This window comes from Parafrankia irregularis, from assembly GCF_001536285.1.
Taxonomy (GTDB): Bacteria; Actinomycetota; Actinomycetes; order Frankiales; family Frankiaceae; genus Parafrankia; species Parafrankia irregularis.
Window position 1 is genome coordinate 59191 of the sequence record NZ_FAOZ01000019.1, and the last position, 26481, is coordinate 85671.

Annotated in this window: 25 protein-coding genes and 1 tRNA gene; 11 read left to right on the forward strand and 15 right to left on the reverse strand. The window is 71.6% G+C overall.

The annotated features are described in order from the left end of the window. Positions 1-297: 297 nt before the first annotated feature. Positions 298-1422 carry a Fic family protein gene (locus AWX74_RS24535; protein ID WP_091281491.1) on the reverse strand — a complete coding sequence of 375 codons (1125 nt, stop codon included), beginning with the start codon at positions 1420-1422 and terminating at the stop codon, positions 298-300. A 203-nt stretch (positions 1423-1625) separates the two neighbouring features. Here AWX74_RS24535 and AWX74_RS24540 point away from each other — a divergent pair, with 203 nt between their 5' ends. Both AWX74_RS24540 and AWX74_RS24545 read left to right on the forward strand, forming a co-directional pair. Then, a complete protein-coding gene (locus AWX74_RS24540) occupies positions 1626-2177 on the forward strand; it encodes a phage holin family protein (protein WP_091281493.1) in 552 nt (183 codons plus the stop codon). 128 nt (positions 2178-2305) lie between these two features. Beyond that, positions 2306-3271 carry an alpha/beta fold hydrolase gene (locus AWX74_RS24545; RefSeq protein ID WP_091281662.1) on the forward strand — a complete coding sequence of 322 codons (966 nt, stop codon included), beginning with the start codon at positions 2306-2308 and terminating at the stop codon, positions 3269-3271. On the opposite strand, the gene AWX74_RS24550 is transcribed toward AWX74_RS24545, so the two are convergent. The 4 genes from AWX74_RS24550 to nth are packed head-to-tail and all read right to left on the reverse strand — an operon-like array spanning position 3249 to position 6426. Next, complete coding sequence (locus AWX74_RS24550) at positions 3249-4430, reverse strand: MarP family serine protease (RefSeq protein ID WP_091281496.1); 1182 nt, start codon at positions 4428-4430, stop codon at positions 3249-3251. The two genes, AWX74_RS24545 and AWX74_RS24550, sit on opposite strands and share 23 nt — an antisense overlap. Before the next feature lie 54 nt (positions 4431-4484). After that, complete coding sequence (locus AWX74_RS24555; protein WP_091281497.1) at positions 4485-4910, reverse strand: cupredoxin domain-containing protein; 426 nt, start codon at positions 4908-4910, stop codon at positions 4485-4487. Further along, positions 4907-5704 (reverse strand): NUDIX hydrolase, encoded by a 798-nt coding sequence (locus tag AWX74_RS24560; RefSeq protein ID WP_091281500.1) that lies wholly within the window; start codon positions 5702-5704, stop codon positions 4907-4909. The genes AWX74_RS24555 and AWX74_RS24560 overlap by 4 nt, the downstream gene beginning before the upstream one ends. After that, positions 5701-6426, reverse strand: a complete 726-nt coding sequence (nth, locus tag AWX74_RS24565; protein WP_091281504.1) for an endonuclease III — start codon at positions 6424-6426, stop codon at positions 5701-5703. The genes AWX74_RS24560 and nth overlap by 4 nt, the downstream gene beginning before the upstream one ends. A 118-nt stretch (positions 6427-6544) precedes the next feature. Here nth and AWX74_RS24570 point away from each other — a divergent pair, with 118 nt between their 5' ends. Further along, entirely contained in the window at positions 6545-6781 is a 237-nt protein-coding gene (locus tag AWX74_RS24570; RefSeq protein WP_035951342.1) for a hypothetical protein, read from the forward strand. 432 nt (positions 6782-7213) lie between these two features. Further along, complete coding sequence (locus AWX74_RS24575) at positions 7214-7903, forward strand: Crp/Fnr family transcriptional regulator (protein ID WP_018637435.1); 690 nt, start codon at positions 7214-7216, stop codon at positions 7901-7903. Here AWX74_RS24575 and AWX74_RS24580 read toward each other — a convergent pair. The 5 genes from AWX74_RS24580 to sp36 all read right to left on the reverse strand — a co-directional run bounded on the left by AWX74_RS24580 (position 7850) and on the right by sp36 (position 14597). Then, positions 7850-11686, reverse strand: a complete 3837-nt coding sequence (locus AWX74_RS24580; RefSeq protein WP_091281506.1) for a tetratricopeptide repeat protein — start codon at positions 11684-11686, stop codon at positions 7850-7852. The two genes, AWX74_RS24575 and AWX74_RS24580, sit on opposite strands and share 54 nt — an antisense overlap. Before the next feature lie 507 nt (positions 11687-12193). Then, the gene (locus AWX74_RS24585) at positions 12194-12973 is read right to left on the reverse strand and encodes an MBL fold metallo-hydrolase (RefSeq protein WP_091281510.1); all 780 of its coding nucleotides are present in this window, start codon (positions 12971-12973) and stop codon (positions 12194-12196) included. Further along, the gene (locus AWX74_RS24590) at positions 12970-13884 is read right to left on the reverse strand and encodes an NUDIX hydrolase (RefSeq protein ID WP_091281514.1); all 915 of its coding nucleotides are present in this window, start codon (positions 13882-13884) and stop codon (positions 12970-12972) included. Before AWX74_RS24590 ends, AWX74_RS24585 begins: the two co-directional genes overlap by 4 nt. Before the next feature lie 39 nt (positions 13885-13923). Further along, complete coding sequence (locus AWX74_RS24595) at positions 13924-14424, reverse strand: RidA family protein (protein WP_091281517.1); 501 nt, start codon at positions 14422-14424, stop codon at positions 13924-13926. Positions 14425-14435: 11 nt separating this feature from the next. Beyond that, the gene (gene sp36, locus AWX74_RS24600; RefSeq protein WP_006540237.1) at positions 14436-14597 is read right to left on the reverse strand and encodes a Sp36 family protein; all 162 of its coding nucleotides are present in this window, start codon (positions 14595-14597) and stop codon (positions 14436-14438) included. Positions 14598-14728: 131 nt separating this feature from the next. Here sp36 and bagA point away from each other — a divergent pair, with 131 nt between their 5' ends. Together bagA and bagB are read left to right on the forward strand one after the other, a co-directional pair. Continuing rightward, entirely contained in the window at positions 14729-15748 is a 1020-nt protein-coding gene (gene bagA, locus AWX74_RS24605; RefSeq protein ID WP_091281665.1) for an ATPase BagA, read from the forward strand. Positions 15749-16206: 458 nt separating this feature from the next. Further along, positions 16207-17352: an ArsA family ATPase gene (gene bagB, locus AWX74_RS24615; protein WP_241840172.1), complete on the forward strand. Its 1146-nt coding sequence runs from the start codon at positions 16207-16209 to the stop codon at positions 17350-17352. Between the two features lie 309 nt (positions 17353-17661). Here the strand turns inward: bagB and AWX74_RS24620 are convergent, their stop codons facing one another. Beyond that, positions 17662-18018 (reverse strand): WhiB family transcriptional regulator, encoded by a 357-nt coding sequence (locus tag AWX74_RS24620; RefSeq protein WP_054569035.1) that lies wholly within the window; start codon positions 18016-18018, stop codon positions 17662-17664. A 714-nt stretch (positions 18019-18732) separates the two neighbouring features. Here AWX74_RS24620 and AWX74_RS24625 point away from each other — a divergent pair. Further along, positions 18733-21045 (forward strand): penicillin-binding protein, encoded by a 2313-nt coding sequence (locus AWX74_RS24625; RefSeq protein WP_091281668.1) that lies wholly within the window; start codon positions 18733-18735, stop codon positions 21043-21045. Between the two features lie 154 nt (positions 21046-21199). Here AWX74_RS24625 and AWX74_RS24630 read toward each other — a convergent pair whose 3' ends face one another. Next, on the reverse strand, positions 21200-21658 hold the full coding sequence (locus AWX74_RS24630; RefSeq protein ID WP_054569036.1) for a GatB/YqeY domain-containing protein: 459 nt from the start codon (positions 21656-21658) through the stop codon (positions 21200-21202). A gap of 168 nt (positions 21659-21826) precedes the next feature. Here AWX74_RS24630 and AWX74_RS24635 point away from each other — a divergent pair, with 168 nt between their 5' ends. Both AWX74_RS24635 and AWX74_RS24640 read left to right on the forward strand, forming a co-directional pair. Then, positions 21827-22750: a metallophosphoesterase gene (locus AWX74_RS24635; protein WP_423212974.1), complete on the forward strand. Its 924-nt coding sequence runs from the start codon at positions 21827-21829 to the stop codon at positions 22748-22750. 86 nt (positions 22751-22836) lie between these two features. Then, positions 22837-22913 (forward strand) — tRNA-Pro (locus AWX74_RS24640). A gap of 127 nt (positions 22914-23040) precedes the next feature. Here the strand turns inward: AWX74_RS24640 and AWX74_RS24645 are convergent. The 3 genes from AWX74_RS24645 to AWX74_RS24655 form a co-directional block, all read right to left on the reverse strand. After that, positions 23041-23304: a hypothetical protein gene (locus tag AWX74_RS24645; RefSeq protein ID WP_242666393.1), complete on the reverse strand. Its 264-nt coding sequence runs from the start codon at positions 23302-23304 to the stop codon at positions 23041-23043. An 83-nt stretch (positions 23305-23387) separates the two neighbouring features. After that, positions 23388-23588 carry a hypothetical protein gene (locus tag AWX74_RS24650; protein WP_006543091.1) on the reverse strand — a complete coding sequence of 67 codons (201 nt, stop codon included), beginning with the start codon at positions 23586-23588 and terminating at the stop codon, positions 23388-23390. A gap of 323 nt (positions 23589-23911) precedes the next feature. Further along, positions 23912-24472 (reverse strand): class IV adenylate cyclase, encoded by a 561-nt coding sequence (locus AWX74_RS24655; RefSeq protein WP_091281676.1) that lies wholly within the window; start codon positions 24470-24472, stop codon positions 23912-23914. Positions 24473-24702: 230 nt separating this feature from the next. On the opposite strand from AWX74_RS24655, the gene AWX74_RS24660 reads away from it, so the two are divergent. Both AWX74_RS24660 and AWX74_RS24665 read left to right on the forward strand, forming a co-directional pair. Beyond that, positions 24703-25638 (forward strand): zinc-dependent alcohol dehydrogenase, encoded by a 936-nt coding sequence (locus AWX74_RS24660; RefSeq protein WP_091281528.1) that lies wholly within the window; start codon positions 24703-24705, stop codon positions 25636-25638. Continuing rightward, positions 25635-26480, forward strand: coding sequence for an SDR family oxidoreductase (locus tag AWX74_RS24665; RefSeq protein ID WP_091281530.1), 846 nt, complete (start codon positions 25635-25637; stop codon positions 26478-26480). Before AWX74_RS24660 ends, AWX74_RS24665 begins: the two co-directional genes overlap by 4 nt. The last annotated feature ends 1 nt before the right edge of the window (position 26481 follow it).

The following is a 26481-nucleotide window of genomic DNA, read 5'->3' on the forward strand; positions in this document are numbered from 1 at the left end:
TGGGACCGGACGCCGATGGAGATCATCGGCGTTCGAGCCGCGGCTCCGGGTCACCCATCGAGGGAGGGTCTCGTACCGCCATCCGGTATCGGCAATTCACCGCAAAAGGAGGGGCGTGGAGCCGACTGTCGACCCGCAAGAAAGAAGGATTTTGGTCGTCCCGACGACCAAAATCGTTCACGATTGCGACTCGCCAAACAGGGCGATCCGAGGATCTTCGTTGCCGTGGCGACCTCGTCCTGGCGACCACAGTCCTCAGGTCTCGCCTGGCAGCGGCTGTTCGAGGAGTAGAGGTTCTCAGGCGCGGGAGAGCGCCTCGCACACCGCGAGTGATTCCCGGGCCGCGAGCCCGACCGCGCGGGCACAGTGCCGCACCCAGGAACCCACCCCGTCCGCCCCGCCCGCTACATACGCGGCAAGAGCGGCGCTGTAGGTCTCCTCGGTATCAACGGTGCCGGTGCCGGTGCCGGCACCGGTGTCGTTGCCCGCGCTGGCAGCGGACGGCGCGGACGGGGCTCCGGCTCCGCCCAGGGCCGCGGCCGCGCTGCCGTGAGCCAGCTCGAGGTGGCCGACGTCCATCGCGACCAGGGCCTTCGGGTCGAGGCCTCGGCTGATCAGGACGAGCCGGGCGGCGGCGCGGGCGATGATGCCGTCGAGCACGCCGAACGGCCGGATCGCGAGCAGCTCCCCATGGATGATCGCGGCGACCACGATCGCGGGAGCGCGGGTCGGGGCGGTCAGCACGGCGGTGAGCCCGTCGAGCCGCACTGACATCTCCATGGCGGACACCGTCGGCTCGCCCCAAGGGCCAGCCAGCTCCGCGGTGCCGGCGGTTCCCGGCCCCCGAACGTCGACCCGCGGCCGGCCCAGCGCCTCGTCCGGGAGAAGGCCTCGACCGGCGAGAACGTGCATGCGTGCCAGGGCCTGGCGCGGTGCGCGCTCCCACGCGGATGACAGCGTGCCCAGCTCCGCGTAGAGCCGGACGGCCCCCAGCGTCACGGCCAGCGACCGGCTGTCGGTGCCGTCGGCCGGTCCGCTGACGCGCCCGTCGGTGAGCCCGGCCGGGACGGCGGCACCGGCACCCGTGTTGGGACCGGCATCGGCATCGAGGGCGAGCTCATGGTCGCCGAGGTGGGCTCTGAGCACGTCGAGTGGGACGTCGTGCCCTTCCAACGCGGCGGACGCCCGGGCGGCGCGCAGCGAGGCCTCGGCGGTCACCTCGGCGCTGCGGCGGCGCAGGATGCGGTGCCGCAGCAGTGCGTCCACGCCCGCGCGCGCGGCCGTGGCGGCCTCGTCGACACCGGGGATCGCCGCAACACTGGCGAGCGGGTCGCTACCGACGACTGATGCCGACGAAGGTGCTGTCACCCGGCAGACGCTACCTCGCCCGGGTGTGCCGAGGACGGCTCCCGACTTCGTCATGACCGCCGAAAGGGCGAATCGTCCCTCGGATCACACCGTTCGATCGGGCCCGTCGCCTCCCGTGTTCCGCCGCCGCGGGCCACACTGCTCACAGGGGATCCGGACGGGGCGGCCACGCAGCGCCGCCGCGTGCCCCCGCAAGCGCGCCGGCACCGGACCCGATCGGCGGTGTCACGGGCCGGCTTTGAGAGGGAGGAGCCGGCGTGCCGACAAGGACCGACAGCTCACGAGCGGGGCGGGAGCCGACGCTGGGGGAGCTGGTCGCACTGGCGACCCGGGACATGTCGCTGCTGATCCGCCAGGAGATCGAGCTCGCGAAGGCCGAGCTCGCCAGGCAGGCGGTGTCCGCGGGTCTGGGCGCCGGGTTCCTGGTGGTGGCGGCCGGCCTGGGGTTCGGCGCACTGATCGCCGGGACGATCTTCCTCGGTGAGCTGTTCACCTGGGCGGGGATGGAGCGGTTCTGGGCTTACCTGCTGACGGCCGTGCTTTATCTGGCCCTGGCCGGGCTGCTGGTGGTCTTCGCGCTCACCCGCTTCAAGAAGCTTTCACCCCCCGAACGGACCATTCAGACGGTGCGCGATGACATCGCCTGGCTGCGCCGGCCAACCGGCCGGTCGGGGGCCGCCCGAAAGGGCCATGGCACGGCCGAGGTGGGAAGCGCCCCGGCGGGGCCAGACAGCGCGGCGGCGGGACCGGTCGTGGCGGGACCGATCGTGGCGGGACCGGTCGTGGCGGGACCGGCGGCAGCGGAGTAGCCGGGCGCGGCGATTGCTGGGCCTGGCGTCAGCCGAACAGGCCGAGCGCGGCGGCGGCGGAAGCCGGGCGGGCCCGGCGCACCGACCACCCGTCGGAAGAAGCAGCGGGTCTGCCATCCTTGGAGATGATGGAGGATGCCATCTCTGAGCCCGCGGCCGTGCTCGTTGACGGGCCGTGGCGCCACCGGGACGTCTCGACCAACGGAACCCGGCTGCATGTGGCCGAGGCGGGCGAGGGTCCACTGGTCCTCCTTCTCCACGGTTTCCCGCAGTTCTGGTGGACGTGGCGTAGTCAGCTGCGGGATCTGCCCGCCGCCGGCTACCGGGTGGTCGCCGCCGATCTTCGCGGGTACGGAGCGAGTGACAAACCGCCGCGGGGCTATGACGCGTTCACCCTGGCCGATGACGTCGCCGGGCTGGTGCGGGCACTCGGCGAGCGCAACGCGGTGATCGTCGGCCACGACTGGGGCGGCCTGCTCGGCTGGACGACGGCGGTTCGTCGGCCGCGGGTGGTGCGGGGGCTGGCGGTGATCGGCATGCCGCATCCGCTACGGGTGCGGCGCCGGATCGTCGCCGACGTGCGGGGCCAGGGGCTGGCCAGCCGGTACCTGGCCGCCTTCCAGCTGCCGTGGGTGCCGGAACGCCGCCTGGTCGCGGAGGGAGCGGCCTACGTCGCCGAGCTCCTACGCGGCTGGGGAGGTCCGGGCTACCCGACGCCGGAGGCCGAGGCACGCTATCGCGGCGCCATGCGGATCCCCGGCGTGGCCCACAGCTCGCTGGAGTACCACCGGTGGGTGGTGCGGTCCCAGCTGCGGCCGGACGGAGCGCGCTTCGTCGAGCTGCTGCGGACACCGGTGCGAGTGCCCACCCTGCAGTTGCACGGCAGCCTCGACCGGTGCTTCCTGCCGTCGACCGCGGCCGGGTCGGAACGGCACGTGGCCGCGCCGTACACGTGGCGCCTGTATGACGGCCTCGGGCACTTCCCGCATGAGGAGGACCCGGACACCATCACCCGTGACCTGGTCGCCTGGCTCGCGGAGACCCACAGCGGGAACGGCGGCAACGGCGGGGTCAGTCGCAGCCCTGAGTGCTGACCGGGACGGTGGCCTGGGCGCCGCGCTGGGCCGGGACGCTCACCTCCTGCGCGGTGAGCACGTAACCGGTGTCGTCGTCGTCCGTCGCTGCGGCGAAGACCACGCCGAGGACAGCACCGGTGTCGGAGAGCAGCGGCCCGCCGGAGTTGCCCGGCAGCACCTGGCCGCGGATCGCGAAGATCTCGCGTCGGACCGTGCCACGTGAGTAGATGTCCGGCGCGCTGGCCGTCTGCTCGTTGCGGATGCGCGCGGGCTCGGTGGTGTAGGGCCCGTCCTGGGGATAACCGGCGACGACCACCGGGTCGCCGGCCTCACCTGGTGGCGAAGTCTGGAACCGCAGGGGCGCACGGCGCAGGTTCGGCACGTACAGCACGGCGACGTCCCGATCGGGGTCGAACTCCACCACCTCGGCCGGCAGCGCCTGGGCGCCGACCTCGACGACGACCTCGCTCACACCCGCCACGACGTGTGCGTTCGTCATGACGTGCTGGGGCGTGAAGACGAATCCGGTGCCTTCGACCTGCTTCCCACAGGACGGCGCCTGGCCGCGGATCTTCAGGATGCTCGACGCCGCGTTCTGGACCTCGGTGGCGCTCACGACCGCCGCGTCCGGCGGGTCGGTCGCGACGATGCGTTCTCCGTTCAGACCGGCGAAGACCTCGGGGAAGCCCTGGTCGTCCATGAGCTGGCGCAGGTCGGAGAAGGTGTGGCGGACGTCGTCGGGCATCTGGGCGTCGACGGCGCCGAGGATCTCCGAGCCGCGCGCGGCCCGGGCGAGGGTCTGGAACGGCGAGCGGTCCACCGTGGTCGCGAGCAGCCAGCCGACGAGCAGGACGGACACGCCGGACAGGGCGGCACCGGCGACGGCGTCGACCCGCTGACCGGCCCGCCAGGTCAGCCGGCCGCGCACGACCGTCCCGAGCGCCGTCCCGATGATCTGCCCGGTCAGGGCCAGCCCCACCACCACGACGAGACCGACCAGCGCGCCGTCGTCCGTACGGCCGATGAGCTCGGCGAACGGGCTTGCGATCTTGGCGCCGAGAAAACCGCCGCCGAGGAAGCCGATGAACGACAGCGCGCCGACCGCGAATCCCTGGCGATATCCGGAGATCGCGAACATCACGGTCAGCGCGATCAGAACGAGGTCGAGAAGGTTCACCAGGGGCCCGCGTCGAGGTTCAGAAGATCACCATCGTGTTCGGAGGATCGCAGTTCAGAGGATCACAAGAGTGGCGGTCATTCCCTTATGCAGGGTACAGACCACCGGATATCGACCGGGCTTGGACGCGGTGAAGGTGACCGACTGGGACTGGCCGGCCGCGACGATCCTGGTGGTCGCGCCGGGGAGCGTGTCGATGACGAAGTTGTGCGGAGCCGAACCCTTCGGCACGGAGAAGTTGACCCGGATCGTTCCCGGGTGGGCGATGAGCTCACCGGCGGAGAAGGTCTGGTTCACCTGACCGACGACATCGAAGACCTGGACGCCGTCGCTGACCGTGGCCGTCAGGGTCGCGGTGGCGGACGGCCCGCCGTGCGCCATGTCGTCGCCTCCACCGCCGCCGCAGCCGGTCAGGGCGGTGAACAGCGTCACGGCCGCAACCAGTGCGACCAGCCCGTTCCGGGCGGATCTTGAGGTCATCCTCCGACCGTACCGCCCGCTTCGTCAGGGGAGATGCGGGGCTCTACCACCGCTCGGGGGAGTGCCATCGCCTTCGAGATCGCCGCGGTGATCTCCGGTACGTCGACGGGGGTGGCGGTGTCCCAGGGGCGTTCCCACCCACCGGCCCGCAGCAGTGCGTCGAGAATGCCGGCGGTGAATCCCCAGACCGTCATGCCGCGGACCCGGAACGCCGGACTGCCGAAACCGGCCGGATGGCGCAGCAGGATCCGGTTACCCGGGTCGGCGAGCTCGGCCACGGGGACGCGGGCGACGGACGAGGTTTCCGCCGGGTCCACGGCCACCACCGCGCTCGGGGTGTGCCACCAGGCCAGCACGGGCGTCACATGGAAATGGCTCGCGGCCAGGTAGAGCGGGCTGACGGTGGCGAGGATCTCGACACCGGACGGGTCGAGCCCGACCTCCTCCTCCGCCTCGCGCAGCGCCGTCGCGGCGCGCGACACATCCGTCTCGTCGGCGCTGCCTCCGGGGAAGGCGGGCTGCCCGGCGTGGTTGCGCAGGTCGGCGGCCCGCTTCAGCAGCAGGACGTCCGGCCCGTCCGGGCCCTCTCCGAACAGGATCAGGACGGCGGCCTGCCGCCCGCCCGGCCGGTTTGCACCAGGCTGGCGCACCTGCACCGGGATGCCCGCGCCGACCGCGCCGACCAGCCCCGCCAGCCACCCGGGGACCGGCGTGCCACCGGCGGCGGACACGTTCGCCGGCGCGCGTCGCGGCGCGGGGCCCGGCGTGAGGCCGGTCTGATCCGGGGTGCTCACCGGGCGGCCTCCGCGTCGCCGCGCACCAGCCGCGCGGCCTGCAGGGGCTCGGTCGGGCCGGTGCCGAAGGACGGGCACATCCGGGCGATCGCGCAGGCCCCGCACGCGGGCCGCCGGGCATGGCAGATCCGCCTGCCGTGAAAGATCATCCGATCCGAGGCGATCGTCCAGTCCCGCCGCTCGATCAGTGCCGCGAGGTCGGTCTCGACCCGGACCGGGTCCGTCTCGGAGGTGAGCGCGAAACGCCGGGACAGCCGGCCGACGTGGGTGTCGACCGTGATCCCGGGGACGCCGAAAGCGTGCCCGAGGACGACGTTCGCGGTCTTGCGGCCCACGCCTGGCAGCGTCACCAGATCCGCCAGCCGGCCCGGCACCTCGCCGGCGAACCGCTCGGTGAGAGCGGCGCCGATGCCGATCAGCGAGTTGGCCTTCGCCCGGAAGAAGCCGGTGGGGCGCAGCAGGCCCTCCAACTCGTCGCGGTCCGCCGCGGCGTAGGCGGCGGCGCTGCGGTAACGGGCGAAGACGGCGGGAGTGACCTCGTTGACCTTCTTGTCCGTGCACTGGGCCGACAGAACCGTCGCCACCAGCAGCTCCAGCGGATTGCCGAAGTGCAGCGCGATGCGTGCGTCCGGGTGGAGCTCACCGAGGGCGCGCACGATGCGTCGCGCTCGTCGGGTGCGGGCCAGGGCCGTCTCTGCAGTCGCGTCGACGGTGATACCCATACCTCGCAGAGTATCTGCCGGGCCGCCCGCGCCGGTCGGTGTCTGATCGTGGCCCGTGCGGGCGCGTCGACCCCCCGCACGCGTGGCGGGCGGCGTCATCGGGGACCATGGGATGGCCATGATTGCATTTGCCGCGGTTACGGTCCCCCTGTTGCTGCTCGGGCTGCTGCTCGCGATGGAGCGGGTCGAGCGTCCCCTCAACGCCGCCGACGTCGGCAAGGGCATCGAGGGCTTCTTCGACAGCGCCCGCCCGGACGAGGTCGAGACCTTCGTCCAGCAGGGCATGCCCGCGGCTCTGGAGCGTTACCGGCGCCGGCTGCGCCGCACTCCGCCTGGCAAGCACCGGGCCGCCTGAACCCGCCACCCCGGCGAACCTGCCACTCTGCTGAACCCTCGGCCTGCCCGGCCCCTCGGTCCGTCCGAGCCCTCGGTCCGCCCGAGCCCTCGGTCCGTCCGAACCCACCGTTGGTGGGGCTGGTGTCGGTTGCCGGCGGAGTCAAGGGGGTTCAGGCCGCTCTCGGCCCTGTCGATCATGGATGTCCAGCAGTTGTTCCGGACTGTGCCGATGTGACCTGTGCCGCGTCTGGCCCGATCGCGCCGCTTGGGGCGGGTGCGGGCCCCGAAATCGACCGTGCTAGGCGGATTGTGACTCTCGCCACTTTGGTGGTGCGTCCACGGTCACTTTGCGTATCAGAAACGGAGTATTCGGGTACATCTGCGTGACCTGACCAGGCCGATGGGGGTCCCTGGCCGTGCCCAACGCCCCGCACCCTGGCATGCTCAGCTCGTGGACGATCTGCTAGCCCGCGTTCCGCTGTTCGCCGGGTTGTCCGAGCCCGACCGCCAGGCGCTTTCCGATCACCTGGACCGGCAGGACGTGACCCGTGGCGATGTGCTGTTTCGCGAAGGGGATGTCGGTGACCGCGTTTTCGTGGTTCTTTCCGGCAAGGTCAAGATAGGACGCCAGTCCGCCGACGGGCGGGAGAACCTGCTGTACGTGATGGGGCCGGGAGACCTCTTCGGTGAGCTCTCCCTGTTCGATCCCGGACCGCGCACCGCTACAGCGACCGCCGTGACCGACGCGTCGCTCGTCGCGCTGGATCACACCGCGCTGCGGCCGTGGCTGCGCTCCCGGCCCGAAGCCGGGGCGCTGCTGCTGCGTGTGCTGGCCCGTCGCCTGCGGCGGACCAACGACACGATGGCGGACATGGTCTTCACCGATGTGCCAGGTCGCGTCGCGAAGGCGCTGCTCGATCTGGCCGATCGTTTCGGTGAGCCGGCCCAGCCCGGCAACGAGGCCGCTGGGGTCCGCGTCGAACACGGCCTCACGCAGGAGGAACTGGCACAACTGGTCGGTGCCTCGCGGGAGACGGTGAACAAAGCTCTGGCCGATTTCGCCACTCGTGGGTGGCTTCGGCTGGACTCACGCGCCGTCGTGCTGCTCGACCGTGAGCGGCTCGCCCGCCGAGCCCGCTGAACTCACCGCCGGTAGTGGAGCCGGCATGTTCGTCGCGCGCCCGTCTCCCGGATCCGCCGAGGTCGTCGGATCCGGGAGCGGCGCACTCCCAGCCGTGACGGCGACGACGTCGGACTCGTCGTCGCCGGGCTTGTCGTCGCCAGGTCCGTCATCGCCAGATTTGTCATCGCCGTGCCCGGTGTCGCTCTGCCCGGTGTCGCGGGGTCCGACGCCGCCCGGTTCGGCGTCGCCGGATGCCGGTGGTGGCAGTGTGGCGAGCAGCCGCCGGGTCTGCGGGGCCTCGCTGACCGCGCCGGTGGCGGTCGCCGCGGCGAGCGCCTGCTGGTAGGCCTCACGGCTGCCCTCGACGTCGCCATGCGCGGCGAGCACGGTGCCGAGCGCCCGATAGGCCAGCACCTGCGCGCGGACGTCCTCCGCATCCACGCTGACCGCGCGCCGGGCCACTCTCAGGGCCTCGTCCGGCTCGCCCGCGTCCAGCAGCGTGCCCGCGAGGTGGGCGTAGGCCTGCCGGCGCGGGAACATCAGGGTCGCCGGCTCGCTGACGGCGAGCGCGTCACGCAGCCCGGTGATCGCCTCGTCCAGCCGCCCGCGTGCGCGGGCGATCTGGGCCACCAGCACCTTCGCTCCGAGGTGTGCGTGCGGGCGCAGCTCCAGCCGGTCCAGGTCGGCCAAGGCGCTCTTGGCGGCCTCCTCCGCCGCGTCCACCTCGCCGGCGTCCAGCCTCGTCAGACCCAGCAGGACCTGGGCGAACGCGCCGATGAGCACATGGCCGGTGGCGGCTGCGTCCGCGCAGACCTCGGTCAGCAGCTCCGCCCCGCGCTGCGGCTCGCCGGCACCGCGGGCGGCCAGGCCGCGGGCGATGAGGGTGAGCGTGTGCCCCCACGTGTCGCCCGTCTCGGCGAACAGCTCCGCGGCGCGGGCCGCCTCGCTCTCCGCCGTCTCGATGTCGCCGAGCTCGGCCGCGGCGACCGCGTCGATCGTCAGGCAGATGGCCTGGCCCCAGCGCTCCCGCATCGACTCCGCGAGGTTGATGAGGACCCGGGAGACCTTGCGGGTGCGCGTGAGCTGGCCGGACAGCAGCAGGACGAGCGCCTCGGTGCCCGAGCACCAGCCGAGGCCCCCGGCGTCCTCCAGCCGCTCGAAGAGCGCGGAGGCCTCGCGAAGGGTGCGTTCGGCCCGGCTGTAGTCCCCTCGGGTGGTGGCGCTCCAGGCGAGGTGCTGCAGGGCCCAGCCGACTCCGCGCGGATCGTCGACCCGGCGGGCGAGGGTCAGCGCCTCGCGATAGCGCTCCTCGGCGGCCAGGATGCGGCCGGCCGAGTACTCCAGCAGCCCCAGCCGGCGCAGCGAGGCGGCCACGGCCCGGTCGTCGCCGGCCCGGTGCGCCGCGTCCAGCGCCGTGATGAGGGACTGCCGTGCCTCCTCGCCGCGCCCCTGCTTCTGCCGCAGCTCACCGAGCACGGCGTAGGCCGACGCCCGCAGGCTGGGGGTGTTCAGACGCAGTGCCGGACGCAGCGCGCGCTCCGCCTCGTCGAGGCGGCGCAGCCAGACGAGTGCCTCGGCGTGCAGGATCCGCACCTTGATGTCTTCATCACCGTCGATGACGCCGCGCCCGAGGCGGCGGGCGTTGGCGAGCAGATCGGCGGCGGCACGGTGGTCGTCGCGGGCGAGCGCCGAACGCGCGAGCCGGACATGGGCGTGGAACCCGGCCTCGCGTGCCGACCACGCCGGGTCCTCCGCCGGCAGTGCCATCGACGCGGCGAGGTCGTAGGCCCGCAGCGCGTGCGCGGCGACGAAGGTCGACACCTCGCGGGAGGGGCCGATCATCGCGGTGACGCCCCACCGGGCGGCGGTTGCGTGGCGGCGGGCACGTTCGACCTTCGGCAGCCCCGAGTAGGCCGCGTCCCTGGCCATCGGATGGACGAATCGCCACAGCGTCTCGCCCTGGCGCGGTGGCCGTACGAGCTGGCGTTCGGTGAGGACCGACAGCGCCCGCTCCATCTCGGCTGCGGGCCGCTCACCGACCGCCGGCAGTGCCTCGGCGGGGAAACGGGGGCCGAGCACGGCCGCCGCCCGCAGCGCGGCCTTGGCGGAGGGGTCGAGGTCGTCGATCCGGGCGGCGAGCACCGACTGGACTCCGGCCGGCAGCACGGTCTCGACCAGTGAGCCCTCGAGCACCCACCGCAGGCCGTCCCCGTCCGGGTCTGGCACCTGGTGCAGGAGACCGCGGTCGACCAGCAGGTTGAGCAGCTCGGTGAGGAAGAACGGGTTGCCGTGCACCCGGGCCAGCAGGCCGGCCTGGTTGGCCCGGGACAGGCCCGGCTCGCCCAGGTATTCCTTGAGCAGCGTGCGGGCGGCGTCCTCCGGCAGAGGGCTCAGCGCGAGCCGGTGCGCGGTCGCCAGGTCGGCGAACCGGGGATTCTCCCGGTCGAGCAGCAGGAGCATGACGGGGCCGGTGAGCGCGCTGGTGAGCCGGCGCAGCGCAGTCGTCAGCCGGCTGGTCGCCCATTCCAGGTCATCGATGATCACGAGCACCGGCCCCTGGACCGCCACCGCGCTCAGGAGCAGGCCGACCGTCTCCACCGCGTCGTCGACGGACCGCTGCAGCACCTCGCCCTGCGACGCCCGCCCGGCCGGATCGCCTGGCGGCGTCACCCCGCCGGTGCCGGGCCGGCGGTCCGGTGGCACGCCGAGCATGCCGAGCAGCCGGTCACCGATGCCGGACGGAAGCTTCGTCCCGAAGATCGGATGAGTGAGGCTGGCGACCTTGCGACGGACCCGGTCGGCCACCCGGTCCAGGCTGTCGCCGTCGGTGATGCCGCAGAGGCCGCGGATGAGATCGATCAGCGGAGCGAGGTCGCGGACATCGCCGTGACGGACGGTGCGGCCCCACAGCACCGCCGCGCCGTGGGTCGTGGCGGCGCCGTCGGCGAGCTCGCGGGCGAGCCGGGTCTTGCCGATCCCGGCCTCACCCGTGATCACGACGATATCCGGGCGGCCGCTGTCGACCACTCCGGTGAAGTACCCGCGCAGCTCCGCGAGCTCCCGCTCGCGCCCGATGAAGGTCGCGTCGTCGGCGAGCCCCGGCCGGGCGATGTTGGACGGGCGCAGGCTGACGAGCTCGTAGGCGGGCACCGGCTCGCGCTTGCCCTTGAGGACCAGCGGCGGCAGGTCACGCCAGGTCGCCACCAGCCGGGTGGCGGCGACCGTGTCACGACCCGCGTAGACGGTGCCCACGGCCGCGGCGCCGGAAAGCCGCGCGGCGGTGTTCACCGTGTCCCCGATGACCGTGTACGACAGGGCGGCCTGGACACCGGCGAGCACCTCGCCGGTGTTGATGCCGACCCGCAGCGCGAGCGAGCCGCTGTCGCCGCTCTCGTCCATGATCAGGCGACGGACGGTCTCCTGCATCGCGGCGGCTGCCCGCACCGCGCGCTCGGGATCGTCCTCGTGCGCTGTCGGGGCCCCGAAGACGGCCATGATTCCGTCTCCGCTGAGGTTGTCGACCCGCCCGCCGACCTCGTCCACGTCTCGGGCGAGTGCGGCGAGCACGCGGTCGGTCACCTCGCCGACCCGTTCGGGATCGCGGTCCTCGGCCCAGGCGGTGAAGTCGGAGAGGTCACCGAACAGCACCGTGACCACCCGCCGCTCCGCCGACTCGGCGCGCGGCGTGTCCGCCGGAGTGAACTGCAGGCCGCAGTTGAAGCAGAACCGCCCGCCGGGAACCGTCGGTGTGCCGCATCTGGGGCAGACCAGGGGGCCGGGCATGGGGGAGCTGATCACCATTCTGGACCGGTTCCTCTCCGCCGGGTGAAGGCCGGGCCGCTGGAGCCGCTCGGGCCACTGGAGTGGGAAGCCAGGCAGCGACCGTAGCCGGAACGTGTGCGAAGAGTGACGGGTCGCGAGTACGCGGATCCGTGGGCGTTACCAGTGGGCCAGATGGCTACAAAGCGCACGAGCGGTCTCCTCCGCCGGAAAGTTTAGTGGCCTTCGTCTCCCTTTCTGGATCAAGCTGTGTCGGATGGTTGACCTGGGCGGTTTTGCCAGAGCCAGGACAGTGCTGCCGCTGACCCCCATTGTGGCGCAGGTCACTCCGTTGGCCCCGATCCGGGGGTACCCGGAATCCGTTCATGGGTCGCCGACGGCACCGAGCACCCGGCCAGCTGCCGCGGCGAGGCACGCGGACCGTTGCGGCCGTGGTGGACGTCACGCCCGGCCAGGCGGCCAGGCGGCCAGGCGGCCGGGCGAACGGGCGGCCGGGTGAACGGGCGGCCGGGTGAACTGGTGGTGCGCCTACCGCGAGCGCAGGTACTCGAGCTGCGCCCGGACGGACAGCTCGGCCGCGGGCCAGAGCGCCCGGTCGACGTCGGCGTAGACGAGACGCACGACGTCCGACGGCGTGACCTCGCCGGCCGGCCGGCCCAGCTCGGACAGCGCCGCGCTGACCTGGTCGAGGCGGGCGGCCCGATGATCGAGGTAGGCCTGCGCGGCCCGGCCGGCGGCCGGCAGCTCCGGACCATGGCCAGGCAGCACCGTCATGTCACCGAGCTCGCGCAGCGACCGCAGGCTTTCGAGGTAGTCGCCGAGGCGGCCGTCGGGATGCGCGACCACCGTGCTGCCACGCCCGAGGATGGTGTCCCCGGTGAGCACCGCCGGGTGCTGGTCGTCCCCGGTGAGGACGAACGACAGGGAGTCGGCCGTGTGCCCGGGTGTTGCCAGCACCCGCAGCTCCACCCCGGCGGCGGCGACGACGTCCCCGGCACCCAGACCTTCCGAGCCGAGGCGGTGCGCCGGGTCGAGGGCCCGGACCCACGCGCCGGTCAGGGCGTGCAGCGCCGCCGCTCCCGCACTGTGGTCGTCGTGGCCATGCGTCAGCAGGATGGCGTGCACCGGGCCGGCGGCGGCGACCCGCGCGAGGTGCTCGTCGTGGTCGGGGCCCGGGTCGACCACAACGCAGCCCGGCTCGCCGGGAGCACGCAGGATCCAGGTGTTCGTGCCCTCCAGTGTCATCGGCCCCGGGTTCGGCGCGAGCTGGACGGATGCCAGCCGGGTGACCTCGCGGGTAGCGATCATCGCTCGACGGTTTCGCGGTCGAGGTGAGGGAACAGCAGGCGCCAGAGCCCGTCGGCGACGGAGATCCGTGGCATGACCGGGGCGAGGTCCCGGGCCGCCGCGGCCGCGAGAACGCCCGCGACGTCGTCGAACTCGGCGAGCTCGGCCAGGGTGAAGACGGTCGGCGGCAGCATCGCCAGGGCACCTTCGTAGAACTGGTCGAGTGCCTGCGCGGGGCGGATCCAGAGCGCTCCGTCCGCCTCGGAGGAGGCGATGCCGGGCTCCTGCCCGGGCGGCAGCGCCGCGACGAAGAACCGGGTGTCGTAGCGGCGCGGCTCGAGTTCCGGGGCGACCCAGCGGGTCCAGGCGCCCAGCAGATCCGCGCGCAGTGCCAGCGATCGGCGGGTGAGCAGGTCGGCGAGGGTGAGCCGGCGGTCCTCCATCGCCTGCCGATCGCTGGCGAACGTCGTCCCGGTCTCGATCTCGGTCCCGACCCCGGCCGGTGAGGCGGGGGCCGGCCCGTCGGAGGCCGCCTGCGGTGGGGCGGCGAGCAGCACCCCGCACTCCTCGAAGGTCTCCCGGACCGCGGCGCACACCACCGCCCGGGCACGGGCGGGATCCCGGTCGAGGCCCGGCATGACCACATCGACCGGTGGCCCGGTCCAGGCGAGCATCTCGTCGCTGTCGGCGGGGTCGACGCGACCGCCGGGGAACGCGTACATCCCGCCGGCGAACGACATCGCGACGGTACGGCGGATCATGTAGGCCTCGACTCCGCCGCCGGCCGGCGCGTCACGCAGCAGGATGACCGTCGCGGCGTCCCGCGGGACCGTGGGTGCGGCGGCGAGCCGCGCCAACGAGGCGGCCTCCTCGGAGCTCACCCGGCGAGGGGCGCCGAACCGGGCGATCAGGGCCGACCGATGATCAACCATTCCCTGATGGTAGACACGCCGGGCGTGTTGATGTCGGGCTCAGCCTCTGACGCGGGCGACCAGCTCGATCTCGACCGGGGCCCACAGCGGGAGTGCCGCGACCCCGACGGCGGACCGGGCGTGCCGCCCGGCGTCGCCGAAGACCGCCCCCAGCAGCTCGCTGGCGCCGTTCACAACGGTCGGCTGGTCGGCGAAACCCGGCGCGCTCGCCACGAACCCGACCACCTTCACGATCCGGACCAGTGAGTCCAGGCCGCCCGCCACGGCCGCCGCGGCGGCCAGCGCGTTCAGCGCGCACACCCGGGCCAGCTCGGCGGCCCGCTCGGTGCTGATCTCGTCACCCACCAGGCCGGTCGCCGCGAGCTTGCCGCCCACCAGGGGGAGCTGGCCGGCGGTCCAGACCAGATCACCGTCGCGGACGGCCGGGACGTACGCCCCGGCCGGGCTGGGCACGGCCGGCAGGAGCAGCCCGAGCTCCGCGAGCCGCTCGGACGGCTTCGCGGTGTCAGCGGCGTCTGGGGGGAGGGCCGAAGAACTCACCGCCGGACGCCCTACTGGGCCTTGGGCCGCTTGAAGTACGCGACCAGGCTCTCGGGATTGGGCCCGGGCACGACCTGGACGAGCTCCCAGCCGTCCGCGCCGAAGTTGTCGAGGATCTGCTTGGTGGCGTGGATCAGGAGCGGCGCGGTCATGTACTCCCACTTGGTCTGCATGACCATGGACCCTAGAGCATCACCGGGCCGGCACCCGGGTGGGTGCACCGGATCAGCTGGGCATGCCGTCCGGGAGCATGCGCGGCCGGTGCGGCGGTCAGGATCTGTCGGCCCCGGGTACGGTCGAGCACGTGACCGGTGACGACAAGCCGCGGGAGACGGCCGTTGCTCTCTGGGACCGCCGGCTGCACATAGTCACCGGCAAGGGTGGCACCGGTAAGACCACGATCGCGGGCGCGCTCGCGGTGGCACTGGCCACCGGCGGCCGGCGGGTGCTGCTCACCGAGGTCGAAGGCCGCCAGCAGATCGCGCAGCTGTTCGATACCCCGCCGTTGCCGTACCGGGAGCGGAAGGTGGCGAGCGCGCCCGGCGGCGGCGAGGTGTTCGCCCTCGCCATCGACGCGGACGAGGCACTTCTCGAATATCTGGAGATGTTCTACAACCTGCGTCGGGCCGGCCGGGCGCTCGGCCGGGTCGGCGCGGTGGACTTCGCCACGACGATCGCCCCCGGGGTCCGCGACGTGCTGCTCACGGGCAAGGTGAAGGAGGCCGTGAACCGGCCGGACGGAACCCGCCCCAGCGGGCTCGCCTACGACGCGGTCGTGCTCGACGCACCCCCGACCGGCCGGATCGCGCGGTTCCTCAACGTGTCCGCCGAGGTCGTCGGGCTTGCCAAGATGGGTCCGATCCGGGCCCAGGCGGAGGCCGTGATGAAGGTGCTGGCACCGGAGCGGGCGGCGGTCCACCTGGTCACACTGCTGGAGGAGATGCCCGTCCAGGAGACGGTCGACGGGATCCACGAGCTGCGTGAGGTGGGTCTCCCGGTCGGGGCTGTCGTGGTGAACATGGTGCGTACCCCGCTGCTCGCGCCCGCCGAGCTCGAGCTGGCCAGGCGCGGCCAGCTCGACTACGAGGCACTCGCGACCGGGGTCAAGGAGGCCGGCATCGATCCGACTGAGGAACTGCTCGCGAACCTGGCCTGGGAGGCCGCCCAGCATGCCGAGCGGGTCGCGCTGGAGTCGGCCCAGCGGGCCCAGATCGCGCAGCTGTGCCGGCCGGTGTGCGAGGTGCCGCTGGTCGCGGACGGTGTGGATGTCGGCACGGTCCACCGCATCGCCGAGATCCTGCGGGCGCACCGGATGAGCCCGTGAGCCCCACCCACGACGAACCCGCAGGCGCGGAAAAGCCCGCCGGTGGTGCGAAGCCCACAGGAGCGGCGAAGCCGTCAGGTATCGCGAAACCAGCTGCTACCGCGAAACCAACTGCTACCGCGAAACCAGCTGATGCAGCGGAGCCAACTGGTGCAGCCGAGCCGGCCGGTGCAGCGAAGCCGGGCGGTAGGGCGAAGCCCGCTGGCGCTGCGAAGTCTGCTGGTGCCGCGAAGTCTGCTGGTGCGGCGAGGTCGGCTGGCGCTGGGAAGTCTGCTGGTGCGGCGAGGTCGGCTGGCGCTGGGAAGTCTGCTGGTGCGGCGAGGTCGGCTGGTACCGCAAAGTCTGCTGGTACCGCGAAGTCTGCTGGTGCGGCGAAGCCGGCTGGCACCGCGAAGTCGGCGGCCGCGCGGCGGTCGCGGCGGGCGGCTGCGGGCCGGCCACGCCCGCGGCCGCATCCCGTGGGTGTGCCACGCCTGGATGTCGACGCGATGCTCGACTCCGAGCGGATCATCGTGTGCTGCGGGTCCGGTGGCGTTGGCAAGACGACGACGGCCGCTGCACTCGCGCTGCGCGCCGCCGAGCGTGGCCGGCAGGTGGTGGTGCTGACCATCGATCCGGCGCGGCGCCTGGCCCAGTCGCTCGGCCTCACGGCACTGGACAACACCCCGCGCGAGGTCGCCGGAGTGGACGGTACGGCGGGCGGCCGGCTGGACGCGATGATGCTCGACATGAAGAGGACGTTCGACGAGATCGTCCTCGCCCACAGCACACCCGAGCGTGCCGAGGCGCTGTTGGCGAACCCCTTCTACCAGTCGCTGTCGTCCTCCTTCGCCGGCACCCAGGAATACATGGCGATGGAGAAGCTGGGCCAGCTCGACGCCAGCGGAACCTGGGATCTGATCGTCGTCGACACCCCGCCGACGCGTTCCGCGCTGGATTTTCTCGACGCACCGGGGCACCTGGGCGATTTCCTCGACGGCCGGCTGCTGCGGGTGCTGTTGGCGCCCGCGAAGGCGGGTGGCCGGGCGTACGCGAAGGTCATCGGTGCTGGCCTGGGCATGTTCACCAAGGTCATCACCAAAGTGATCGGTGCCCAGCTCCTCGCGGACGTGAGCCAGTTCGTGGCCGCGCTGGAAACGATGTTCGGGGGCTTCCGCGCCCGTGCGGACGAGACGTTCCGCCTGCTGGCCGCGCCCGGGACCTCGTTCGTGGTGGTGGCCGCACCGGAGGCGGCGGCGCTGCGGGAGGCGTCCTACTTCGTGGATCGGCTCGACGCGGACGGGATGCCGCTCGCCGGCTGCATCGTCAACCGGATGCACTTCTGTGACACGGCCGGTCTGACGGTGGAACGGGGGCTGGCCGGCGCCGAGACGTTGACGGACCACGGCGAGCATCCGTTGGCGGCGGCGGTGCTGCGCATCCATGCCGATCGGGCCCGGCTCTCGGAGCGGGAGATCCGGTTGCGTGAACGCTTCACCAACGTGCATCCCGACACCGCGCTCGTCGAGGTCGAGGCACTCTCCGAGGACATCCACGATCTTGCCGGGCTGCGGGAGATAGGTCGTGCGCTGGCAGGTGACGGTCGCGACGCCGCGGGCACCTGAGCGGACTCACGGCATCCCTGAGTGCGGACCGTGAGACAGGAAAAGATCATTGGATCTGATTACGGCCCCGGGAATCGCGCCGGTGCGATGTGAACCCGGGTCCAAAAGGGCCCTCCGCCCATTCGGGCTACTCACGGAAGCGTGAGGTCCGAGATCCTGGAGGGGACCAGCGCCACTGGTGGAGATTTCACCGCCCATCCGGGCTATACACGACTCGGATGGAAACAACTGTGAGTTACCGTCGTTGCTCAGTGTGGTGGTGTCCGTTCGACCCCGCTGTCGTCGGACACCCCCGGGTGGGGCCCTGAACTAGCCTGCGGACGCGGACCGGTGGTCCGCCTGGGCATCCGCGAGGAGCTTCCGCCAGGAGGTGACGTCCGGCCGGCGGCGCAGCAGAGCGCGGCGCTCCCGTTCGGTCATCCCGCCCCAGACGCCGAACTCGACCTGGTTGTCGAGGGCGTCCGCGAGGCACTCGGTGCGAACCACGCACCCGAAGCACCTGGTCTTCACCCGGTTCTGGGCTGCCCCCTGGACGAACAGCTCGTCCGGATCGAGGTCACGACAGGCGGCGTGAGCCGTCCAGTCGCCGTCGGCGGTGGAGCCGACGAGCCGGGTCGTACTGGTAAGGCGTGACAGGCTGACGGTCGGGGTCAGGCTTCTGGTCATGCCACCTGCCTTTCTTCTCGAGTCCGGGTCAGGGGCCCGTGCGGGTGGTGACGTGGCGTTGAACCGAAACCGTACGGAGTGGCGTGGCCACGGCACAGACCCCACACGGGTGGTTGTCCAAATGACTAGTCCGGGCCATTGATCCCGATCGCCGCGGTAGTGCGGTCTGTGACAGCTGTGTGTCACTTCTGTGACGCCGCCGTGACTCTGCTGTGGCGTCGTAGTCTTAGTTCGATGAGGTGGCGCTTGAGCCGGCTCAGGTATTGGATCAACGCAGTGCTGGCGCAGCGCAGTACTGGATCAGCGCCTCGGTCGCGGCCGGCGCGAAAACCTGCCGAAAGCAGGCATCGTCAACGGCAGCGGCGGGACTCGAGCGGAGGATTCCGGCTCAGTGTTCATACCAGGCCGAACAGCCCGTGAGGGGCAGTTGCCGGGTGTTTTGGCAACAGTCGAGCCCGCGCTGATGTCGGAGTGGGCTGCGCCGTCACGTCCCACTCGGGTCGATCGGGCGACCCGCGCCCTTCACCGGGCCTGCCCGTGAAGCGCCCGGGTGCGGCGAGCACGCTGCGAAGGCGCGTCGCGGGCGGCCGGAGCCAGGGAATCGCCCCTATGCCCGGGCGTATCGGGCCACCTTCGGCGAGTCGGCGCCGGGTGACGCCGACCCGGCTTCTCGGGCTGGTCGCCGCCAGCGCCTGCGCCGGTGTTGTGGTCGGCATGTTGGCATTGCCTGTCGTTGGCCTGGCCGGGGTGACCGCCAAGAGCGGAGCCGACCATTTCCTCTCGCTGCCGGCGAATCTCACGGTGCCCCCGCTGGCGCAGCCGTCGCGGATCCTGGACGCCGCCGGAAACGAGATCGCGGTGCTCCGGGGAGAACAGGACCGTGAGCTGGTCAATCTCGACCAGGTGCCGCAGTTCATGCGCCAGTCGATCATCGACATCGAGGACGCGCGCTTCTACGAGCACTCGGGTGTCGACTACCGGGGAATGATCCGCGCCTATCTGAAGAACCAGGAGTCGGGTGAGGTCACCCAGGGCGGCTCGACCTTGACCCAGCAGTACGTCAAGAACGTCCTGCTGGCGTCCGCCACCACTGCGGAGGAAAAGGCGCAGGCCACCGAGCAGACGGTGGACCGCAAGCTCCGCGAGGCCCGCTACGCGCTCTACCTGGAAGACCACCTGACCAAGGACGAGATCCTCGAGCGGTATCTCAACATCGCCTACTTCGGTGATGGCGCCTACGGAGTCCAGGCGGCCGCGCACCATTACTTCAACGTCGACGTCAGCAAGCTCACGCTCACCCAGTCGGCGATGCTCGCGGGGCTGGTCAAGAACCCCACGGCCTACAATCCGGTGCTGCATCCGCAGGCGGCGAAGGAGCGCCGGAACACCGTCCTCGCCCGAATGCACGAGCTCGGCCATATCGACACCGCGGTCTGGCAGTCGGCCCGTGGGGAGGATGTCGTGCTGAACCGGCCCGCCCGGTCGGTCGACGCCTGCCAGGACTCGTCCGCGCCGTTCTTCTGCGCCTACGTGCGCGAGGTACTGCTTGCCGACCGGAAGTTCGCCGCGACCCCCGAGGACGCCAGGCGCCTGCTGTTCGAGGGTGGCCTCACGATCCGGACCACCCTCGACCCGGTCGCGCAGGGCGCCGCGCAGACGTCTGCGGCAGAGGTGATCCCGGCTGGGAACAGGGTGGCCGCCAGCGTCGTCATGATGCAGCCCGGCACCGGGAACGTGCTCGCGTTCGCCGTGAACCGGGAGTACGGGGAGCCGAGCGACAACCTCCCACCGGAGCGCACCAGCGACTTCGTGCACACCAAGGAGATCTATCCGGTCGACGAGGACCTCTTCTCGCCCGGTTCGACCTTCAAGGTGTTCACCCTGGCGGCGGCGCTGGAGAACCACTTCCCGCTGTCGACGACCTTCCACTCGCCGGTGTGCTACCCGTCGCAGAAGCTGCATAACCCGGACTCCGGCTGCTATGGCAACGCCGACCCGAGCGAGGACGGCTTCTACTCGCTCAGCACGGCGACCTGGAACTCGGTCAACACCTACTACATCCAGCTGGCGGAGCAGCTCGGCGTGCTGAAAACCACCGAGATGGCCCGCCGGCTGGGGGTCTCCTCCTGCCGCATCCGGCCGGTGGGGGAGAACGACCCCGAATGCAAGAACGTGAACGGCGTCAGCACCGTGGACGGGTCGGTGATTCTCGGTTCCAACGAGATCAGCACGCTTGACCTGGCCACCGCCTACGCGACGCTGGCCGCCCGCGGAAACCGGTGCGATCCCCATGTGGTGCTGTCGGTCTCGCAGCGGGTCGGTGGCGCGGACCGGCCGTTGGCATTCGACACCGGAAAGGCGTGCGAGCAGGTGCTCGACCCCGGTATCGCGGACACCGTGGCCTCGGTTCTGCAGGGCGTCATCAATCATGGAACGGCCTCGGGCAATGCGAAGCTCGGTCGCCCGGCTGCCGGCAAGACCGGTACCGCGGAAGGCTTCAGCACCGCGTCGTTCGCGGGCTTCATCCCGCAGCTCGCCACCGCTGTCAACCTGGCCGACCCGCGCAGCCCCACAAACCATCCGCTGGTCGACGTGCTGGGCAGTCGACACGTTTTCGGCGGTGGCTTTCCGGCCCAGATCTGGGCACGCACGATGACCCGGACGATCGACGGCCTGGGCCTGCCCGTCGTCGCGCTTCCGCCGCCGGACAACACCCAGCCGGCGGTACCGAAGAAGCCTCTGCCGGACGTACGCGGGCAGGCCCAGCAGGTCGCCGAGGCCGCGTTGCGCGCGCAGGGATTCCGGGTCCGGTCCCAGACCGTGCCGAACCTGGCCGCTCCTGGAATCGTCGTCGGTATGTCGCCGGCACCCGGCGGAGAGGTCTCGATTGACACCGAGATCGTGCTTCAGGTGTCAGGCGGTCTCACCGGGGCGATGCAGCTGCCGAACGGGATAAACCCACGCCCCGGCGAGGTCAGGCCGCCGACGGTGACCCTTCCGGACATGCGCGACCGGCTGACCGGCTGACCGTCGCCCGGTGGTCGGGTGGTCGGGTGGCCAGCCGGTCGCCCGGCCGGCCACCCGACCAGCCGCCCGGCCGGTCACGGACCGGTCGCGCGGCCGGTGATTCAGTTGCCTGGATTCTGCGTCTACTGACTAGTCGGCTCCTGGCCCGGGTGGGTCACGAAGCGCTCAGCCGGGCTCGGACGAGCTCGGAAACCCGCTTTCCGTCGGCTCGACCAGCTACTCGGGCCTGTGTGGCCTTCATCACCTGGCCCATGGCCTTCAGGTCGGTGACCCCGAGTTCCGCCAGCACACTGTCGACGATGTCGCGCAGCTCCTCGTCACCCAGCTGGCTTGGCAGGTAGGCGGCGAGCACCTCGCCCTCGGCCTGCTCCCGGCTGGACTGCTCGGCCCGCCCCGCCGCGGCGAACGCCTCGGCGGCCTCCCGGCGCTTGCGAACCTCCCGGGCGAGGATCTTCTCGACCTCGGCGTCCCCGAGCTCGCGGGCGGCGTCCCCGGCCACCTCCGCGTCCTTCACCGCGGCAAGGGCAAGGCGCAGCGTCGAAAGCCGCAGCTCATCCCGAGCGCGCATCGCGCCGGTGAGATCGTCGCGCAGCCGCTCCTTGAGTGTGCTCATGGTCATGAAGCCTATGGCTCGTCCGGGTCGGCAGCCACGCGGTTTTCGGACGCGGGTCGTGGACGTCGCGAGGCAGTGCGCCGGACCGCCCCGTTGCTGGGCGAGACTGGAGCGATGCGAGCGAGACGTGAGGGGAGCGCGGGGCGTCAGGCGTCCGCGGGGCGTCAGGTGCCGGGGCAAGCCCGCGCGGCACGTGGGCCGGGCCGGGCAGTGCGGGGGCTCGTGGCCGTCGGCGCGGGAACCGCGCTGTATGCGGGGGTCTACGAGCGCACCGCCTACACGCTGCGCCGACGGGAGGTGCCCGTGCTGGCACCGGGGCGGCCGGACCTGTGTGTGCTGCACCTGTCGGATCTGCATGTGACCCCGAACCAGCGGGGCAAGTTCGCCTGGTTGTCGGATCTGGCCCGGCTGGTACCGGATCTGGTGGTGCTGACCGGTGACGTGCTCTCGTACCCGCAGGCGCAGGCGCCGCTGATCGCCGCGCTCGAACCGCTGTTCGCCTTCCCCGGGCTGTTCGTCCCGGGGAACAACGACTACTACACGCCGACGCTCAGGAGCCCGCACCACTACCTCAAGCGCGACAGCGCGCCCACACGGCGGGGTGTGTCGCTCGACTGGGACGCGTTCGCGCTGGCCCTCACCACGGCCAGCGGCTGGCGGGAGCTGACGAACCGCCGGGCCTCGATGAAGATCGCGGGCCGGGTGCTGGACCTGCGCGGCGTCGACGACGCCAGGCTGCGCCGCGACCGGACCGCCCTGGTCGCGGGCCCGCCGGAACCCGGCGCCGAGGTGGCCCTCGGGCTCACCCACACCCCGGAGCCACATGTGCTGGATGCCTTCACCGCCGACGGGGTGGACCTGATCCTCTCCGGGCACACGCACGGCGGGCAGATCCGGCTGCCGACCTACGGCGCGCTCGTCACGAACTGCGGCATCGACCGGGCCCGCGCCTGGGGCCTGTCCCGGCACGAGGCGGGCGGACGGAGCTCCTGGCTGCACGTCTCCGCCGGGCTCGGGACGTCCCCGTTCGCCCCGTTGCGGTTCAACTGCCGGCCGGAGGCGACGCTGCTGACCCTCACCGGCCGGCGCTGACTCTCCGCACCTGCTGGACGACAGAAGATTGCGGCCCCCCGCCGCCACACCTGCTTCGCCAGGTCTAGTACACTGAGCCACGGTCACGGGGTGTGGCGCAGCTTGGTAGCGCGCTTCGTTCGGGACGAAGAGGTCGTGGGTTCGAATCCCGCCACCCCGACCAGTTCAGGGGCATGATCCCAAATAGGGATCATGCCCCTGACGCATGTACAGCAGCAAGGCTCACCCGTGGGTGTACGTCGAGCTCCACGGGCCTTCTCACCCTCAGCGCGAACGCCGGGCGGCGGCCCCTACCGGCTCTTGTAGATGTCGTGGGTGCCGATTCGCAGCCAGCGCACATGAGGACCGCCGCGGCCAGGGACGGGATCGCCGTACTCCCACAGCGCGCGGCCGTCCTTCGCCCATCTCAGCTCGAACACGCCCGGCTCCGAACGGAAGCCTTTCACCCCGAGACTGGGGTGGAACTGGCCCGTCTCCAACCCTTCGCGGAACAGTACGACCGCGCGGCGGAACGCTCGTCGCTGGTCGGGGGTCAGCCGCGCGTACTCTGCCACGAAGCGCGCCACCTGCTCGTACGTGGGCACGCCGTCACGATAGTGCGTCGATCATTCCGAGCCTGTGGTGGGTGCGCGGCTCGTCAGCTTGCCTTCGGGTGCTCCTCGACGGCCAGCTGGTCCAGCTCGTCCAGGAGGGCATCGAACGCCGCATCGGACAGGCAGAAGACGGTGCGGCCGGCCTCGACGTCCTCGTGGGCTTCGTCGATCGCGCGTTTGGTGTCGGGATCGGGTTCATCGACCCACTCGTGGGGCTCGGGGTACGGCTGCGCCGTCGCGTCCATGGCCAGCCTCCGTCCGCATCGAAACGCATCGTGGCGACTCAACCTTAGCTTCGCCCATGATGACTTGCGGCGGCAGCCTGGGCGACTCGCAAGGCTGACAGATCTGAGCCGCCGCGGCCGATGTGCTTGCGGCTGTTGCAGTACGGTCGCGCCCAGGCGCAGGTAGACGAGAGGAAGGGTTCATGTCGTACGAGCCGAAGTTCGCAGAAGCGCTGTCCGGCGCGACGATGGCCCAGCTCTCTCGCTGGCATGACGGAGATCTCCGCCACCCGCCCCAAACGTGCCGCGCCCGTGGCTGAGACACGGGCTTGGTGTCGTGTTCCTCAGCCCTGCTTCTCGGTGTCTGAGAAGAGGAGCGTCGGCTCGGTGCGGATGTCGCGGCCGGTCTCGCTCTGGTAGATCCCGTTGACGCTGCCGAACCGGGCTTCGGCGTAGTCGAGGGCGAGGAGCGCGGTGGCCTGGCGGACCGACGCCTCGTCGGGTCCCTCGATCTCGAGGAAGGTGGGTAGGCCCGGCCAGGTGTCGAAGTCGAAGACGACTTCGCCGAGGCGCCACTCCTCGCGGTAGTTCTCCTGGTAGCCGACCTCCTGCACGCCCAGGCGGCGGAGGATCTCGGCGGTGGCGGGCATGTCGGTCACCTCGGTCTCGATCTCGGTGGTGCCGTCGATCTTCGTGGCGTCGGTGACCTGCTTGAGGGTCAGGGTGATGCGGCTGCCCTCGTTGCGCAGGCGGATCCACGCGCTGTCGTCGAGGGCGCCGCCTTCGAAGATCTTCCGGGTCAGGAGGGTGCGCCCGTACGCCTGGACGGCGCCCAGGCCTGCCAGCTTCGCCTGGAGGTCCGCGACGTCGACGTCCAGGAACTTGGCTTCGTACTCGTGCTTCATGATTCCCATTTTCGGCCGTGGCCCGAGCGCGAGGGCCCTCGGCAGGTGCGGTGGTGGTCGGCCGGGAGACCGCGTCGACTTCGATGACCGCCCGCCCATGGAGCGGCAGAGCGCGCGGTCCCAGTCTGGAGAAGATGCTTCTGGGATGGCAGAATCAGATTCCCGGAAGTGCGGGGCGAGGGTTCGCGCCCTCGTGCGTGAGATAGCGCGTCAATCGCGAGGGAGTCCTCATGAAAGCTGTCCGGGCCCTGGACGGTGCCGTGGCGGTCGTCGACCTGGATGAGCCGCCGGGATCAGGTGAGTTGTTGACCATCGCGTCCGCGAGCATCTGTAGTTCGGACCTCATGTATATCCGCTTTGGATTACAGCGAGTGATCGGCCACGAGCTATCTGGTGTTCGCGAGGATGGGTCCGGTGTGATCGTCGAGGCGATCATGAGCTGCATGGAGTGCGAGCTGTGCCGGACCGGGCGGTACAACCTCTGTGACACGCACCGCCAGCGGGCACTCGGAGCCACCGCCGACGGCGGGATGGCCGAGCAGTTCCGGGCACCGGCCGAGCGGCTCGTCCCGATCCCGGCCGGGCTCGACCTCCACGACGCCTCCCTGGTCGAGCCGGCCTCGGTCGCCTGGCACGCGGTGCGGCTCGCCGGAACCGGGCCGGCCACCAGGGTCGCCGTCGTCGGCGCGGGCGCGCTGGGCCTGATGGCTGTCGCGGGAGCACGAGCCCAGGGCGCGCCGGAGGTGGCCGTGGACGCCCGGCACCCGCACCAGGCGGAGGCCGCCGAGCGCCTCGGCGCGACTCTCGGCCCCGTCGGGCTGTACGAGGTGGTCGTGGAGGCGGCCGGGACGCCGAGCGGCCTGGCACGCGCGGTCGAGCTGGTGGCGCCGGGTGGCATCGTGGTGTGCATCGGCGTCCAGCTGGGCAAGGTCGAGGTCGACTGGGGAACTCTGTTCCACCGGGAGGCGAGGCTCCTGCCCTCGATGGGCTACTGCGCGCATGAGACCGGCCGGGAGATGGCCGACGCCGCCGCGATGCTCGCCGCCGACCCCGAGATCGCTCGGACCCTCATCACCCATCGCTTCCCGCTCGAAGACGCCGCGGAGGCTTTCCGCGTCGCGGCCGACCGCGAGGCCGGGGCACTGCGGGTGGTGGTGCAGCCGTGACGACGGTCGGAATCGCGACGGGGGCGGGGCGTGGCATGGGCCTCGCCTGCGCCCGGCGGCTCGCCTCGGCGGTCGACATTCTGCTGCTCGTGGATCGGGACCCGTCCATCGCCGCGGTGGCGGCGGAACTGGCCGCGACGAGCCCCGCCGCCGTGGAGGGATTCGTCCTGGACGTCACCGACACCGCGGGACTCGCCCGGCTGGCCGCGCGGGTCGGTGAGCTGGGCGCGTTGCGCGCGGTCGCGCACGCGGCCGGGATCTCCCCGACGATGGCCGACTGGCGCCGGATCTTCACCGTGGACCTGGTTGCCACCGCGGCGCTGGCGCGTGCTCTGCGCCCGCTCACCACCGCCGGCACGGCCTCGGTCTACTTCGCCTCGATGGCGCCGCTGCTGGGGATCGCAGCCGGGCAGCATGCCGCCGACGACGTCCTGGACGACCCGCTGGCCGAGGACTTCCTCGACCGGATCCGCGCCGTGCTCGGCGAGCAGGTCGAGGATCCGGGCTGGGCCTACTCCTGGGCCAAGCGGGGCGTGCATCGTTTCGCCCAGCAGGAGGCGGTGCGGGTCGGCCCGCTCGGCGGCCGGGTCTGCTCGGTCTCCCCGGGCGTCATCGACACCCCGCAGGGCCGCCAGGAAGCCGAGCAGCACGGCAGCATGCAGCTGCTGGTCGACCGGACGCCGCTGGGCCGGCGTGGGCAGTCCGAGGACGTCGCCGACGTGGTCGCCTTCCTCCTCTCCTCGCAGGCCCGGTTCGTCAGTGGTATCGACGTACTGGTCGACGGCGGCGTCGTCGCGGCGGTTCGCGGGCCGGCCGTGGCGCAGGCCGGGTCACCAACCTGAC

What these genes read in the sequence shown, in the direction of transcription:
- AWX74_RS24535 (WP_091281491.1), bottom strand. Translation starts at nt 1,422, where the DNA reads ATGACGAAGTCGGGAGCCGTCCTCGGCACACCCGGGCGAGGTAGCGTC.
- AWX74_RS24545 (WP_091281662.1), top strand. Translation starts at nt 2,306, where the DNA reads ATGGAGGATGCCATCTCTGAGCCCGCGGCCGTGCTCGTTGACGGGCCG.
- AWX74_RS24555 (WP_091281497.1), bottom strand. Translation starts at nt 4,910, where the DNA reads ATGACCTCAAGATCCGCCCGGAACGGGCTGGTCGCACTGGTTGCGGCC.
- nth (WP_091281504.1), bottom strand. Translation starts at nt 6,426, where the DNA reads ATGGGTATCACCGTCGACGCGACTGCAGAGACGGCCCTGGCCCGCACC.
- AWX74_RS24570 (WP_035951342.1), top strand. Translation starts at nt 6,545, where the DNA reads ATGATTGCATTTGCCGCGGTTACGGTCCCCCTGTTGCTGCTCGGGCTG.
- AWX74_RS24580 (WP_091281506.1), bottom strand. Translation starts at nt 11,686, where the DNA reads ATGGTGATCAGCTCCCCCATGCCCGGCCCCCTGGTCTGCCCCAGATGC.
- AWX74_RS24585 (WP_091281510.1), bottom strand. Translation starts at nt 12,973, where the DNA reads ATGATCGCTACCCGCGAGGTCACCCGGCTGGCATCCGTCCAGCTCGCG.
- AWX74_RS24590 (WP_091281514.1), bottom strand. Translation starts at nt 13,884, where the DNA reads ATGGTTGATCATCGGTCGGCCCTGATCGCCCGGTTCGGCGCCCCTCGC.
- sp36 (WP_006540237.1), bottom strand. Translation starts at nt 14,597, where the DNA reads ATGCAGACCAAGTGGGAGTACATGACCGCGCCGCTCCTGATCCACGCC.
- AWX74_RS24620 (WP_054569035.1), bottom strand. Translation starts at nt 18,018, where the DNA reads ATGACCAGAAGCCTGACCCCGACCGTCAGCCTGTCACGCCTTACCAGT.
- AWX74_RS24625 (WP_091281668.1), top strand. Translation starts at nt 18,733, where the DNA reads ATGTTGGCATTGCCTGTCGTTGGCCTGGCCGGGGTGACCGCCAAGAGC.
- AWX74_RS24630 (WP_054569036.1), bottom strand. Translation starts at nt 21,658, where the DNA reads ATGAGCACACTCAAGGAGCGGCTGCGCGACGATCTCACCGGCGCGATG.
- AWX74_RS24650 (WP_006543091.1), bottom strand. Translation starts at nt 23,588, where the DNA reads ATGGACGCGACGGCGCAGCCGTACCCCGAGCCCCACGAGTGGGTCGAT.
- AWX74_RS24655 (WP_091281676.1), bottom strand. Translation starts at nt 24,472, where the DNA reads ATGAAGCACGAGTACGAAGCCAAGTTCCTGGACGTCGACGTCGCGGAC.
- AWX74_RS24660 (WP_091281528.1), top strand. Translation starts at nt 24,703, where the DNA reads ATGAAAGCTGTCCGGGCCCTGGACGGTGCCGTGGCGGTCGTCGACCTG.